The organism is Pseudomonas sp. 44 R 15, assembly GCF_900004965.1.
In the GTDB taxonomy this organism is placed as follows: Bacteria; Pseudomonadota; Gammaproteobacteria; order Pseudomonadales; family Pseudomonadaceae; genus Aquipseudomonas; species Aquipseudomonas orientalis_A.
The window spans coordinates 60,584-73,761 of record NZ_CVTU01000106.1; the positions used below are offsets into that span (position 1 = coordinate 60,584).

Sequence of the window (13,178 nt, forward strand, 5' to 3'; positions counted from 1 at the left end):
GCATGAGCGAAGAAAACACGTACGACTCGACCAGCATTAAAGTGCTGAAAGGTTTGGATGCCGTACGCAAACGTCCCGGTATGTACATTGGCGACACCGATGATGGTAGCGGTCTGCACCACATGGTGTTCGAGGTGGTCGATAACTCCATCGACGAAGCTCTGGCCGGTCACTGCGACGACATCAGCATCATCATCCACCCGGACGAATCCATTACCGTGCGCGACAACGGCCGCGGTATTCCGGTAGATGTGCATAAAGAAGAAGGCGTCTCGGCGGCAGAGGTCATCATGACCGTGCTCCACGCCGGCGGTAAGTTCGACGACAACTCCTACAAAGTATCCGGTGGCTTGCACGGTGTAGGTGTGTCGGTAGTGAACGCGCTGTCCGAAGAGCTGGTGCTCACCGTACGCCGCAGCGGCAAGATCTGGGAACAGACTTACGTCCACGGCGTGCCACAGGAACCGATGAAAATCGTCGGCGACAGTGAAACCACAGGCACCCAGATCCACTTCAAGCCTTCGGCTGAAACCTTCAAGAACATCCACTTCAGCTGGGACATCCTGGCCAAGCGGATTCGCGAACTGTCGTTCCTCAACTCCGGTGTCGGCATCATCCTCAAGGATGAGCGCAGCGCCAAGGAAGAGTTGTTCAAGTACGAAGGCGGCCTGCGTGCGTTCGTTGAATACCTGAACACCAACAAGACTGCGGTCAACCAGGTGTTCCACTTCAACATCCAGCGTGAAGACGGCATCGGCGTTGAAATCGCCCTGCAGTGGAACGACAGCTTCAACGAGAACCTGTTGTGCTTCACCAACAACATTCCGCAGCGCGATGGCGGTACGCACCTGGTGGGTTTCCGTTCCGCGCTCACGCGTAACCTCAATACCTACATCGAAGCGGAAGGCTTGGCGAAGAAGCACAAAGTCGCCACCACCGGTGATGATGCCCGTGAAGGCCTGACGGCGATCATCTCGGTAAAAGTGCCGGATCCGAAGTTCAGCTCCCAAACCAAAGACAAGCTGGTGTCTTCCGAAGTGAAGACCGCTGTGGAACAGGAGATGGGCAAGTACTTCTCCGACTTCCTGCTGGAGAACCCGAACGAAGCCAAGCTGGTTGTCGGCAAGATGATCGACGCCGCACGTGCTCGTGAAGCGGCGCGTAAAGCCCGTGAAATGACCCGTCGCAAAGGCGCGCTGGACATCGCCGGTCTGCCGGGCAAGTTGGCTGACTGTCAGGAGAAGGACCCTGCCCTCTCCGAACTGTACCTGGTGGAAGGTGACTCTGCTGGCGGTTCCGCCAAGCAGGGTCGTAACCGTCGCACCCAGGCCATCCTGCCGTTGAAGGGCAAGATCCTCAACGTCGAGAAAGCGCGCTTCGACAAGATGATTTCCTCCCAGGAAGTCGGCACCTTGATCACGGCACTGGGCTGCGGCATTGGCCGTGACGAGTACAACATCGACAAGCTGCGCTACCACAACATCATCATCATGACCGATGCTGACGTCGACGGTTCGCACATCCGTACCCTGCTGCTGACCTTCTTCTTCCGTCAGTTGCCAGAACTGATCGAGCGCGGCTACATCTACATTGCCCAGCCGCCGTTGTACAAAGTGAAAAAAGGCAAGCAAGAGCAATACATCAAAGACGACGACGCCATGGAAGAGTACATGACGCAGTCGGCTCTGGAAGATGCGAGCCTGCACTTGAACGACGAAGCCCCAGGTATCTCCGGGGAGGCGCTGGAGCGCCTGGTCAATGACTTCCGCATGGTGATGAAGACGCTCAAGCGCTTGTCGCGCCTGTACCCTCAGGAGCTGACCGAGCACTTCATCTACCTGCCGGCCATCACCCTGGAACAGTTGGGCGATCATGCACACATGCAGGATTGGCTGGCCCAGTACGAAGTGCGTCTGCGCACGGTGGAGAAGTCTGGCCTGGTGTATAAAGCCAGCCTGCGCGAAGACCGTGAACGTAACGTATGGCTGCCGGAGATCGAATTGATCTCCCACGGTTTGTCGAACTACGTCACCTTCAACCGCGACTTCTTCGGCAGCAATGACTATAAGACGGTCGTCACCCTCGGCGCGCAACTGAGCACCCTGTTGGACGACGGTGCTTACATTCAGCGTGGTGAACGCAAGAAGCAGGTCAAGGAGTTCAAGGAAGCCCTGGACTGGTTGATGGCTGAAAGCACCAAGCGTCACACCATCCAGCGCTACAAAGGCCTGGGCGAAATGAACCCGGATCAGCTGTGGGAAACCACCATGGACCCGGCTCAGCGTCGTATGCTGCGTGTGACCATCGAAGACGCCATTGGCGCCGACCAGATCTTCAACACCCTGATGGGTGATGCGGTCGAGCCTCGTCGTGACTTCATCGAGAGCAATGCACTGGCCGTGTCCAACCTGGATTTCTGATCAGGTGTAGGTTTACAGATTAAATGCGTTTTTAACAAATAGATGGTTCGGCTAAGCACCAATGATTAGCCGACCATTCGAAGGAGAGCCCGCTGAAAGCGGGCTTTTTTTCGCGTCAATAAAAGTGGTTTTCCCGCTGGGTCGTGAAGCGGGTACTGTGGCCAGTCTTCCCTCGCGCGTTTGAGCACACCTTGCATCAACTCGTCCAACTCAGGACTGGTTGCTCGGGCGGCAATTGGTCAAAGGGCGCGGCCAGCAGCGGATGATCAATCTTCTGCGGATTGGCTAAACCTTCCCACTGGCGCAGGCGCAGGATATAGAGAATTTCCACCGGCACGCGCTCCAAGTGCCAGTCCTGATTGAAGTCGTAGGAATTCTTCTGGCTCTCTTTGCCGGTTTGCCAAGTGTGGCGATCACACGCGGCCAACAGGCAGGGCATCAGGTCGTCGGGGCTGGGAGTGCGCCACTTGGCCAACAAGGCTTCGTAGATGGGTTCGTCGTAAGCATAAGCAGGCCATTGATGCGAGACATCGTCCACCCAATCGGCAAACACACGCACCATAAAGGCTTTGGCGCGGCGGTGTTGCTCTTCGTACTCAATCACTAATTGATGCCCACGGTTGAGAGCCGCATGGGCAAGGTCTTTGGCGATGCCTCGCTACGAACCCAGAACCGTAGGTCTCACAGCCAATTCCACAAAGTAATTAGGACGCTTCTATTTTGCTCAACGCCCTGGCCTAGAAATTGGCGAGACATGGAGCTTTTCAAATCTCGTCCAAACTTCATTTTTAATTGCCTAGTCGCCGTCGGCGACAGCCGAGTAGGCTTGGAAAACCTGCTTCAGTTGATGGCGGGCGTCGGCATAGTATCCGCGGTACCTTCGGCGTTATCTCATTTACGCGATGCCTTACGCAGAGCCCCCGCTGACTTGCTCGACGATGGAAATAGCTTGTGGTACGCAGAGACGATTTGCTGAATCGCGGTGCATGAGCACCGAGAGGCTCTGATTCAAGATATCAAGTTGCGCAGAGCCACCCTGGACATACTTGGTCGACTCGTCGACGGTGGCTCATCTATCGGATTTCAACTCCGTGATTACTTAGCGACATCTCCGATCGTGGCTATTGAGTCTCAACCGGTCTCAGGGAGGGGGTAATATCACCAGTCATATCGCGTCGAAGCTAAACTCAGGCAGATCTGTTAACCACTTTTTTGACTTGTTAACCACCGTGGTTTACAGTGTAAAAAACAGGTTAACAGAGTGGCGCAAATGCCGGTATTACGGAGCGAAATCAGTCTTTACCTCGAGACGACATTGGGCGTGGAAGCACATCTGAAGCCAGCTTCAGACCTAAAGGTGCCCCACTTCATCAAGGAAACCTACAAACTCCTCAATCTTGTTCTTTTGGTGGGCAGCGGAGTTAAGCAGTCGAAGTTTTTGATGGTCCTGCTCCTGCCGTTTGATGACGAATACCCAGGTGTAGTAACGCTTGGCAAGCATATTTCTCAGATACAAAAATTCACGGACAAGGTGGTTGTGTATGTGTGCCCGGCGCTGTCGCCACCTGAGCGGCGCAGCTTGATCAACAGCCATATCAATTTCATCCAGCCCGGTTATCAGTTGTTCATCCCGGAGTTGGCGATGGACCTGCGGGAGAGCGTCCGAACTCGGCGCAATGAAGGGGACGTATCCGCCCTTCTCCCTGCGGCACAAGCAATGCTACTGGCGCGGCTGTATCAGGGGTGGGACAGCAATACTGTCTTCCCGTCCAACGGGCTTTTGGGAGAGTTCAAATACAGCCGCGTCACCCTTGCCAAGGTGATTGATCAGTTGCTGAAGCTGGGCATCGTCCACCCAGCACAAAGTCTCGGATTCAAAAACTACTATTCGTTCGCTGCGCCTCCATCCGATCTTTTCAAAAAAGCCCGTCACTTTATGCGTTCTCCAGTGAAACGGAAGGTCGCGATCGATCGGGTGCTTCATGCAGGCAACGGCGTCTTTCTCGCAGGCGAGACTGCACTGGCCAAATGCACAATGCTTGCTGGACCTTCTCAGCCAGTATTCGGCATGACCAAAAAGCAATTCGATTCCATGGTTGAAGAGAAAAAATTCAAGTTGGCCCACTCCGTTGATGAGACTCGGGCATGGGTCGAGATCTGGGCGTATCGCTGCCTGAAAGAAAGGAAAGACATCGCAGATGAAGCTTCACTGCTTCTGAGCTTGGAAGACAACCCGGACGAACGTGTCCAGCAAGCATTAGACAACCTTAAGGAAAATATTCCATGGCTGAAATCAGAGGATTAGACGTTTTCGGGCAGCATTTTAGTGCCTATCGTGACCAGTTTGTCTTGATTGGTGGTGTTGCTTCATGGCTTACGATGGATGAAGCCGGCCAGTCATTCCGAGCCACAAAGGATCTCGATATCGTACTTGTCATCGAAGTCCTCAATTCGGAATTTGTGGGTGCCTTTTGGGAGTTCGTACGGGCTGGCGGGTACACGATCCGGCAGGTTGGCGAAATTGACGGAAAAAAACCGGTGTTCTACCGATTCCAGAATCCGGAAAATGAGGCCTACCCTGCCCAACTTGAGTTGTTCTCGCGTTCGCCCGACGGTATTGACCATCCAGAAGATGCCACGCTGACCCCCATTCCGACTGATGAATCAGTTTCTAGCTTGTCGGCCATTTTGCTTGATGATCCCTACTACTACTTCCTCATCGGGGGACGTCAAAGTAATGAGCAACTGACCTTCATAGGTGTCGACCGGCTGATCCCGCTCAAGGCGCATGCTTGGCTAGATTTATCGGCACGGAAGGCATCCGGTGAGCAGGTCGATAGCAAAAACATTCGCAAGCATCGCAATGACGTTCTGGTGCTGAGTGGCCAACTGACGGATGACCCTATTGAGCTGCCTGAAAGCATTCAGAACGACATGAGAGCGTTTTTGCAGCGCCTGGCGAAGGAAGAGATCAATCTCAAGTCAATCGGGCTTAAAGGCACTCTGGAGAACTACACCAAGCGACTGGAGTTGAACTTCGGCTTGCAACCAACTCAATAGACCTTCTCATTGAGAAATCGCCCCCCTGCCGGATCCCGGCAGGGCCAATCGAACCAGGACCCTTGTGGTGTCCTGATTACTGAAGAAGGAAAAAGCATGACCAGCAAAACTGAACTCAGCAATCGCGACCACGAAAACATGGACGCTTTCCTTGGGCACGTGCTCGAAGCTTACAAAACAGATCAAATCACGAAGGAACGCGCTGTTGGCAGCCTGGCACATGTCATGACTGCGCTCGAAAAAGGCAACTACGATGAAGCGCGGTCGTGGTTTCAACAAGGCCGTAAGCATCTTGCCGATGCACACTAAAAGCTCCTACCCCAACTTCAAGCCCGCGATCTGCGGGCTTTTTTTGATCACAAATAGTTCCACTTGCGCGACGCATGATGGACGTCACTTGAGGCTGCGATAAGTTTCAGCGAGGCTGCACACAGTCGCTGCCGGGCAGCGCCTTCTTGCTGATCTCATGGATTCAGGGCAGCTCCCCGGCATGATCTCACTTTAGTATTATCGACCACTGCGCAAAGTACTCACTTGCGAGCAGCCACCTTAAGGAGCTGTCCATGCAGGAAGCTGATCACCCACCGTTGATGCCTCAGAGGGCGTTCGACTATTACCTAGACGAACGGGATGCCTCGCGTCTTTATCAAAAGGCTGTGAGCATCCGCAATTGCCTGGAAAACCTTTTCAGAACTGTCCTCGTTCACCTGGTGGATCCTAAGGATGGTGGGGCCGTGCGCACCGCAAAACTCTCCAGGCGTATTGACCTTCTCAAACACTTCTTCCCACAGGATGTCATTGACTCCCTCCACCGCATTCGGAAATTGGGCAACGATGGTGCCCATGAGGAAAATCACAAGAAGCTATCAAGCGAGCGAATCCGAACTGGTCTGCGCGATCTAGGCCTGGTCTGTGAGTGGACAATCCTCACGTACTTTAAAAAGCACGGACTCAGATCGAATGCCTGGGTGGCCACGTTATTCAGCACCCTGCCTCCGGTCTACCGTGTTCGAATATTGAAGCAGTTGGTCGCCGCCAACACGCTTGAGCAAGCGCAGGTCTTTGCCCAGCAGGAGATCACAAGGAAGTGGAATGAGCGGAGGGATCAGGAAAGTATTATCAGGTTCAGTCAGGGGCTTCCCTTCAATGACCAGATGCCAGAGGAAACCGAGGATGAGACGAAGATCTCGAACTTTCTGCTGATTATCGACAAACTCGCGAAGGCGCTGGTGAAGAACCATCAGTTCGATGAGGGCTTCCAGTTTATCCATGATATGCACGAACAGGGTTGGATGACCGATGCAAATGCTGCCTACACGTTGAGTGATTTGCAGAGCTTGCAGGCCAACTTGCATCGATTTCCGATCGCGACTACGTTGGAAGAAGCTCGTCGAAACCTTCAACAGGTACTTCCTCTCATAGCGGAGGAGGAGAGCGCTCTTTTCACCACCTTGTTTTCTGCGATCGTATTGGGACGTCCAGAGGACTTGGACGCTCGTGAAGTTGACGGTGAGTCAGGATATGCGTCGAAACGCCGAGACGGGCCTCTACATCAGCGACCGGCAGCTTCTTTTCGGTCACTTGATTGACCGCTTGGATTTTGAATTCTTCGGGGTAACGCGGGTTGCTCATGGCACCTCCTAATTGGCCTCAGTTTAAGGCAAGAGGTGTCTACGAAACCCGGGGCGATTCACGTTGAACACAAGGCCTCGAAAAATATTAGGCTGGAAAACACCTGCCGAAGCAATAAATAAGTATCTAAAATCAATTCAACAATCCAGTGTTGCGACGACTGGTTGAATCCGCCCAATATGCAAGCCGACTCTTTCGCCAGCGATTGTGGCGATACCGCATGCGTCAGAGTATGAGTCGACGAGGAAACTGCTGGGATAGCGCACCGATGGAGCGCGTATTCCGCAGCTTGAAAACGGAATGGATACCGACCTTGGGCTATTGAACTACACAGGAAGCACAACGTGATATCAGCCACTTTTTAATGCATCGCTACAACTGGATTCGGCCCCACCGATTCAACGATGGGTTGCCGTCAGCGCGGGCCGAGGAAAAGCTTAACGTCGTGTCCGGGATTAGTTGACCACTACGGGATATGCTTTATAAGCACCTCATACTGGACGCTTATCATCAACATTAGAATACATTCCAATTAATGCACCCAAGAAGGTGCGAATATCTTAGCTGGCACAGGTGAAACCCACGACATTCGTGGGCTAGGGGTGAGAAGATCTAATTTTAATAGTTAAAATTATTTTTCAAGCGGGATATAACTCCACTCGATTTCGTCTCTTTTTTTACCCTTGGGCATTTTATTACCATTGATTTCGGAAATTTTGCACCTGTACTTATCTTGTGTTCCCCAGTTTAAGAGTGGCGCTGGTGACTTACACAATACCACCTCTGGTTCAAAACCCTTTGGAATATATTTGTTTGTCGGAGGGTTCTTTGAAAGACTGAACCAATTTTTCTTTGTTTTTTGTTTAAATACATACAAAAAAGCCCCCGTCACAATCAGTACTAATACAGACGCACCCAAAAACATGATAGGAATACCCGGAATTAGGTAACTCTTTTCGATCCCGTCATACTTCGGTGTTGTGAGTAATACTGCAGCCCACAAAAGTGACCATACGACAGCGAGGCCTGTAGCATTCTTATACTTGGTCAAGCTGTAGTGCGCGTATAAAAAATCTTTAACTGGTGTATCTTGGAGGTCTTTTATTTCTTTGTATAATAGTAATTTAGATCCAAGATTTTTACTTCTTTGGTACCAACGCAACTCTCCGTCATCTCGCAGAAAAATCAACAATGATATAGCGCCCATAAAAATTAAAGCAATGATAGTAACGACTGCTTTGATTAAATTTGGATTTTCATAATCGAAACCATTCCAATACCAAGCTCCTATCAAAAGTGCACAGATGTTGACTATCCATATTTCGGGATTAGTACAAGCTCGATACGCGTTTTTTAACAAAGAACCTTTTCCTTCTTGCATCTGGGTATTCTCTTCCTGTTAGTGGGTCGCAAGGCGAGTGTGAACATACGATGCTGCCTCGCGCTGGAGCTGTTTCTCGGCATTAGCCATCATTTTTATACCTAATCGGCCTACGAGTTGCGCATGTATCTTCTTCGCTTGAGGTGAGTGTAGGATCTGGTCCGCGTTAACAATCCCCATCAGTCCCGGCGTATTTTCGGACGTGGTGTTCATCACAACCTGTGTATTTTCCGCGTCAATCACCTGAACGCCCATCTGCTGGTAGAAAGAAACTTCCTTAACCGGGAAGATCAACTCAACATTGGGGTATCGGGCAATAGCCTCTCGCATCATGGTAGAGCCGAGCCCACGCCTACGGTGGGATTTCTTGACTGCCATGTAGGTAATTCCACACGCGTCAGGGGGAGTTGGAACTGGTAGATGCAGCAGAAAGCCGACCACTTACCAAAGCTCAGTATCATCGAAAGCCCCAGTTAGCTCAACGGGAGCTGTTGTCCGGGAAAAAGTGGGGCTAAAGGGGCTTTTGCCGTCGTGATTGGTTCGCAGTGCAATTCGGCTGTCACAAGAATTAGATTTGGGGGCGAGCAATAGACGATCAGACGATGGCAATGGTTGGCGCGCCGTGATATTCCTTTGCCACCAAGGTGCACCAAGGAGCGGTAATAGCATGGCGATAAATTTCCCTGACCATCCCCCGTATATTCCCATCATTAAATGGCAATCCTACGAACAGAAGGCGCTTAAAAAAGTAGCTGCCGGCGTAGGGAGGCACGTGCTTCCTTGCGTAGAAGTCAGAGATTCTGCCCAGCACATTAATCTCATGGGCGCATTTCATGGCACGTGGGGCAGTTCGGCGATGGTCGATTATGCCGATCCTAAAGGGGTTTTAACGGCGAACCGAAAGCGTGAGTTTCATGACTTTCTGGCCTCGGCAAACGGGCTGGGCCTCCCGATCGTACCTGTGTTCAATCCTTACGATGTACCAGGGCTTGGTGTACCACTCCAGACTTTGGCAGCCTCTTTTGGTGAAGCGGCACTGCGCTTACGGGTAGCTGCGCTTTCAATCACCGCTGATCACCTGGCCAATGTTACGACGGCATACAACGCCCTAGCTGCTCATGGATTGCGGATGCGTTTGATCATCGATCTCGGTGTTGCTCCGCAAACATGGACAAACGCAGATACTCAACGGTTTTCTACCGAGTTGTCGCAGTTTCAACAGCTAGGCTTCACCAGCATCCATGTCGCATCCGGTGCCTATCCTGAGAGCCTAGCGGCGGTAAAAACAGGGGTGGGTGTTTTTAACCGGCGAGATTGGTCGTTCTGGAGTGACCTCAATGCTGCAGCTCCTGGTATGAAAATCGGCTTCAGCGATTACGGTGTTCTTTCTCCCGTTTGGACTGAAGAGGCGTTAACGCGGCGGGGCGCACGAGTGGCAATCCGTTATACGCGGAATAATGATTGGCTCATTCTTCGTGCCGACGGTAAGAAAAAAACGGACTCTGTCGCTATTTCTGAAATCATGGTCAACGCTTATGCGGCTGATTTTAAAGGACCGACATATTCATTTGGTGACGAGCTCTTGGCTGAGCGCGCAGACCCCGCTGTACCGTTAACCAAGAAACGCTGTGGTCATTACGTATGCGTCCGGCGAACACATCCCCCTGAAGCTGATATGGAGCCATCGCCTCCATTGAACCGAGGCAGTAGTGGTTATGCGGATTCTGTTCTCTATAATGACTGACCGGCCATGTTTAGGGTGCTTGTTATGCCAGCCTCCGCTGATCAAAACTCCGCTGTCGTTTTATGCGCAGCTTCCAATAACGACCTGGAAGATCTGGTAGCCATCAGGATTGAGGCCATGCGCGAGAGCCTTGAACGGCTTGGACGATTTAACCCAGATCGTGCGCGCGAACGATTTCTTGGTGGGTTCGACGCTAACAGCACACGCCGCATAGAAGTATCAGGCGATCTGGTCGGTTTTGTCGTTATCAAAGACCATCAGAGCGAGCTTCTGCTTGACCATTTGTATGTGATACCCGGTGCTCAAGGAGCAGGAATCGGCTCTGAAGTTCTTACTCAGATTTTCAGAGAGGCTGATGAGATCGGGCGTCCCATCAAGGTTGGTGCTCTCAAGGAAAGCGCTTCAAATCGTTTTTACACTCGCCATGGCTTCGTGTTCGTCGAAAGCGGTGAATTCGATAATTATTATGTCCGGATTAACGGTAATTCCGTTAATTTGGGCGACTAGGCAGATCTTGATACTGTGCCCCGTCAGAGGTTGCACCGTTAGATGGGCATCCACCTGTGCGGCAGTAGGTCGGTAATCTCATTCGCCCGCTGCGTCGGCAGGCGCGTGAGAACATCCTTTAGATAGGCGTATGGATCATGACCATTCAGCCGCGCAGACTGGATCAAGCTCATGATCGCCGCCGCCCGCTTGCCGCTGCGTAGCGACCCTGCGAAGAGCCAATTCTTGCGTCCAAGAGCCCATGGTCGGATTTGGTTCTCCGCCCAATTATTGTCTATGGGTACGGCCCCGTCACCGAGGTAGCGCGACAGCGCTGCCCAGCGTTTCAGGCTGTAATCCAGCGCTCTGCTGATGGCTGAGCCTTCAGGCACGAGATCGCGCTGGGCGATCATCCAGGCGTGCAGCATATCCATCAACGGGACGGCTTTTTCTTGCCGTATTCGGCGCCGCAAATCCGGCTCCAGGTCGCGCACTTCGCTCTCGATTTCATACAGCGACTGGATGTAGCGCAGGGCTTGCTCAGCAAGCGTGCTCTTGTTGGTGGTGTGCAGTTCGAAGAACTTGCGCCGTGCATGGGCCATGCAGCCGATCTCGGTCACGCCCAGTTCGAAGCTAGCCTTGTAGCCACCAAAATCATCACACACCAGCTTGCCCTTCCAGTCTTGCAGGAAGTTGCGAGCATGCTCCCCAGCGCGGCTGGAGCTGAAGTCGTAGACAACAGCCGCTGTTTCGCAGAACTGACTGGTGGCGTAGGCCCACACATAAGAGCGGTGGGTTTTCTTTGTGCCCGGAGCCAGCATCTGCACCGGCGTTTCGTCGGCATGGATAACTTGCTGCCCGAGCACTACGTCGCGCAGCGCATCTACCAGAGGCTGCAACTGCACGCCCGTCATGCCAACCCATTGAGCCAAAGTTGAACGTGGAATCGCCAAGCCGGCACGACCGAAAATCAATTCCTGACGGTAAAGAGGCAAATGGTCAGCAAACTTGGCGATCATGACGTGGGCAAGTAGCCCGGCGGTCGGGATGCCCTTGTCGATGACTTGCGCCGGAACCGGCGCCTGGATCAGCGTTTCGCAGTCATCGCAGACCCACTTGCCACGGACATGGCGCTCGACGGTAAACACGCCTGGCGTGTAGTCCAGTTTCTCGCTGACGTCTTCACCGATGCGTTTCAGTACGCAGCCACATGGGCAGTGAGTATTGTCCGGTTCGTGATGGATCAACGTGCGTGGAAACTCAGCCGGCAATGCAGTGCGCTTGGGCTTCTGCTTTTTCTCGGTCAACGATGGCGCGGTTTGCAATGCTTGAAGCTCAGCCTCAATCGCCGCGATATCGGTATCGATCAAATCGTCCAGCAAGCTGGCCTGCTGCGGACTCATCTGCTCGCTACGCTTGGCAAACTTGAATCGCTTGAGCTGTGCAATCTCATGGGTCAGCTTCTCGATCACCGTTTGATCGCGGTTGATCTTCTTACCCATTGTTTCGACCGTCTTGCCCATCGTCTCGACTTGCTGGTCGAGTGTCTCGACACGCTGTATCAACTGCGCCGCCAAAGCGCGCAGTTGTTCAGGATTCAGGTGGTCGAGATTGGGCAAGGTCATGGTGCCGATTTTGCCAGAGCAGGCAATTCACGGCGATAGAGCGATAGGCTAATGGTAGCCGTTAAAGCCGTGTGATTGCGGCGCCGGAGCCCGCGCGTTGCCATGGCAAGCCCAATACCAAAGCCTGGAGTTGCTTGGTATCCAACTCTATTTCACAGCTATGGCGAATGCCTGGCCAGTGGAACTTGCCTTGGTTCAACCGGCGAGCAGCAAGCCAAATGCCAAACCCGTCATGCACCAGAACTTTCATCCGATTAGCGCGGCGGTTGGCGAACAGATAAGCACAGTGCGGCTGCGCCGCACCAAACACCGCAATCACTCTGGCCAATGCAGTCTCGGTACCAGCGCGCATGTCCATCGGCTCGGTGGCGAGCCAGATGGAGTCGATGCGAATCATCGCAGCAAGTCTCGAAGAAAGGTCGCACAAGCAACAGCACTTTCAGTAGGCCAACTCACTTTGACGGTACCGCGTGGGTGCTGGATTTCGACACAGATATTCGGCGACGCAGCTTGCGAATTCACTTCGGCCAGCTGCATGGGTACCGGAATGAATGCAGGTTGCAGCGCCGTGCTTTTCTGCGCGTGCAGCCGAATCCATTTGTGGACGAGGTTCGCGTTGAGGCTATGGCTGAGCGCAATGCTGGCAATCGAAGCGCCGGGCTGGGCGCACTCTTGAATGACTTGGGCCTTGAAGGACTTGGAGTAGGAACGGCGTTGTGGCTGCATGAAATACCCGCTTAAAAGGCTAGACCTGGTGTCCACTCAAATTTAAGTGCACACCATGCCGTGGCCTTGCGGGGCTGGGTAGATGACTTCGCCGGACGGATACG

At 52.9% G+C, this 13,178-nt stretch carries 11 protein-coding genes and 4 pseudogenes; 8 read left to right on the forward strand and 7 right to left on the reverse strand.

Annotation, left to right across the window (positions count from 1 at the left end; genetic code table 11):
• Nucleotides 1-2: 2 nt before the first annotated feature.
• A complete protein-coding gene (gyrB, locus tag BFP93_RS19235) occupies nucleotides 3-2,420 on the forward strand; it encodes a DNA topoisomerase (ATP-hydrolyzing) subunit B (RefSeq protein WP_065894369.1) in 2,418 nt (805 codons plus the stop codon).
• A 65-nt stretch (nucleotides 2,421-2,485) separates the two neighbouring features.
• Here the strand turns inward: gyrB and BFP93_RS19240 are convergent.
• A pseudogene (locus BFP93_RS19240) lies at nucleotides 2,486-3,060 on the reverse strand (hypothetical protein); the annotation flags it as partial.
• 630 nt (nucleotides 3,061-3,690) lie between these two features.
• Here BFP93_RS19240 and BFP93_RS19245 point away from each other — a divergent pair.
• The 4 genes and pseudogenes from BFP93_RS19245 to BFP93_RS29355 form a co-directional block, all read left to right on the forward strand.
• Nucleotides 3,691-4,725: a hypothetical protein gene (locus BFP93_RS19245; RefSeq protein ID WP_065894370.1), complete on the forward strand. Its 1,035-nt coding sequence runs from the start codon at nucleotides 3,691-3,693 to the stop codon at nucleotides 4,723-4,725.
• Nucleotides 4,704-5,480 carry a hypothetical protein gene (locus BFP93_RS19250; RefSeq protein ID WP_065894371.1) on the forward strand — a complete coding sequence of 259 codons (777 nt, stop codon included), beginning with the start codon at nucleotides 4,704-4,706 and terminating at the stop codon, nucleotides 5,478-5,480. Before BFP93_RS19245 ends, BFP93_RS19250 begins: the two co-directional genes overlap by 22 nt.
• 96 nt (nucleotides 5,481-5,576) lie before the next feature.
• Nucleotides 5,577-5,789, forward strand: a complete 213-nt coding sequence (locus BFP93_RS19255; protein WP_065894375.1) for a hypothetical protein — start codon at nucleotides 5,577-5,579, stop codon at nucleotides 5,787-5,789.
• Nucleotides 5,790-6,070: 281 nt separating this feature from the next.
• Nucleotides 6,071-6,334: pseudogene (locus BFP93_RS29355) on the forward strand (DUF4145 domain-containing protein); the annotation flags it as partial.
• Between the two features lie 661 nt (nucleotides 6,335-6,995).
• Here the strand turns inward: BFP93_RS29355 and BFP93_RS27735 are convergent.
• Nucleotides 6,996-7,112 (reverse strand): annotated as a pseudogene (locus BFP93_RS27735) (transposase); the annotation flags it as partial.
• 166 nt (nucleotides 7,113-7,278) lie between these two features.
• Here BFP93_RS27735 and BFP93_RS27740 point away from each other — a divergent pair.
• A pseudogene (locus tag BFP93_RS27740) lies at nucleotides 7,279-7,575 on the forward strand (integrase core domain-containing protein); the annotation flags it as partial.
• Nucleotides 7,576-7,743: 168 nt separating this feature from the next.
• Here the strand turns inward: BFP93_RS27740 and BFP93_RS28605 are convergent.
• Both BFP93_RS28605 and BFP93_RS19265 read right to left on the reverse strand, forming a co-directional pair.
• Complete coding sequence (locus tag BFP93_RS28605; protein WP_141687991.1) at nucleotides 7,744-8,493, reverse strand: hypothetical protein; 750 nt, start codon at nucleotides 8,491-8,493, stop codon at nucleotides 7,744-7,746.
• Nucleotides 8,494-8,511: 18 nt separating this feature from the next.
• Complete coding sequence (locus tag BFP93_RS19265; RefSeq protein WP_083205694.1) at nucleotides 8,512-8,934, reverse strand: GNAT family N-acetyltransferase; 423 nt, start codon at nucleotides 8,932-8,934, stop codon at nucleotides 8,512-8,514.
• A gap of 226 nt (nucleotides 8,935-9,160) precedes the next feature.
• Here BFP93_RS19265 and BFP93_RS27745 point away from each other — a divergent pair, with 226 nt between their 5' ends.
• Both BFP93_RS27745 and BFP93_RS19275 read left to right on the forward strand, forming a co-directional pair.
• On the forward strand, nucleotides 9,161-10,237 hold the full coding sequence (locus BFP93_RS27745) for a beta family protein (protein WP_083205695.1): 1,077 nt from the start codon (nucleotides 9,161-9,163) through the stop codon (nucleotides 10,235-10,237).
• A gap of 24 nt (nucleotides 10,238-10,261) precedes the next feature.
• Nucleotides 10,262-10,744, forward strand: a complete 483-nt coding sequence (locus BFP93_RS19275) for a GNAT family N-acetyltransferase (RefSeq protein ID WP_065892572.1) — start codon at nucleotides 10,262-10,264, stop codon at nucleotides 10,742-10,744.
• Nucleotides 10,745-10,782: 38 nt separating this feature from the next.
• Here BFP93_RS19275 and BFP93_RS19280 read toward each other — a convergent pair whose 3' ends face one another.
• The 3 genes from BFP93_RS19280 to BFP93_RS19290 all read right to left on the reverse strand — a co-directional run bounded on the left by BFP93_RS19280 (nucleotide 10,783) and on the right by BFP93_RS19290 (nucleotide 13,074).
• The gene (locus tag BFP93_RS19280; protein ID WP_065892567.1) at nucleotides 10,783-12,348 is read right to left on the reverse strand and encodes an IS66 family transposase; all 1,566 of its coding nucleotides are present in this window, start codon (nucleotides 12,346-12,348) and stop codon (nucleotides 10,783-10,785) included.
• Nucleotides 12,349-12,409: 61 nt separating this feature from the next.
• Nucleotides 12,410-12,745, reverse strand: coding sequence for an IS66 family insertion sequence element accessory protein TnpB (tnpB, locus tag BFP93_RS29360; protein WP_065892568.1), 336 nt, complete (start codon nucleotides 12,743-12,745; stop codon nucleotides 12,410-12,412).
• On the reverse strand, nucleotides 12,742-13,074 hold the full coding sequence (locus BFP93_RS19290; RefSeq protein WP_065892569.1) for an IS66-like element accessory protein TnpA: 333 nt from the start codon (nucleotides 13,072-13,074) through the stop codon (nucleotides 12,742-12,744). Before BFP93_RS19290 ends, tnpB begins: the two co-directional genes overlap by 4 nt.
• Between the last annotated feature and the right edge of the window lie 104 nt (nucleotides 13,075-13,178).

Coding starts and splice junctions, on each gene's coding strand:
- gyrB (WP_065894369.1), top strand. CDS start 3: ATGAGCGAAGAAAACACGTACGACTCGACCAGCATTAAAGTGCTGAAA.
- BFP93_RS19245 (WP_065894370.1), top strand. CDS start 3,691: ATGCCGGTATTACGGAGCGAAATCAGTCTTTACCTCGAGACGACATTG.
- BFP93_RS19250 (WP_065894371.1), top strand. CDS start 4,704: ATGGCTGAAATCAGAGGATTAGACGTTTTCGGGCAGCATTTTAGTGCC.
- BFP93_RS19255 (WP_065894375.1), top strand. CDS start 5,577: ATGACCAGCAAAACTGAACTCAGCAATCGCGACCACGAAAACATGGAC.
- BFP93_RS27745 (WP_083205695.1), top strand. CDS start 9,161: ATGGCGATAAATTTCCCTGACCATCCCCCGTATATTCCCATCATTAAA.
- BFP93_RS19275 (WP_065892572.1), top strand. CDS start 10,262: ATGCCAGCCTCCGCTGATCAAAACTCCGCTGTCGTTTTATGCGCAGCT.
- tnpB (WP_065892568.1), bottom strand. CDS start 12,745: ATGATTCGCATCGACTCCATCTGGCTCGCCACCGAGCCGATGGACATG.
- BFP93_RS19290 (WP_065892569.1), bottom strand. CDS start 13,074: ATGCAGCCACAACGCCGTTCCTACTCCAAGTCCTTCAAGGCCCAAGTC.
- BFP93_RS28605 (WP_141687991.1), bottom strand. CDS start 8,493: ATGCAAGAAGGAAAAGGTTCTTTGTTAAAAAACGCGTATCGAGCTTGT.
- BFP93_RS19280 (WP_065892567.1), bottom strand. CDS start 12,348: ATGACCTTGCCCAATCTCGACCACCTGAATCCTGAACAACTGCGCGCT.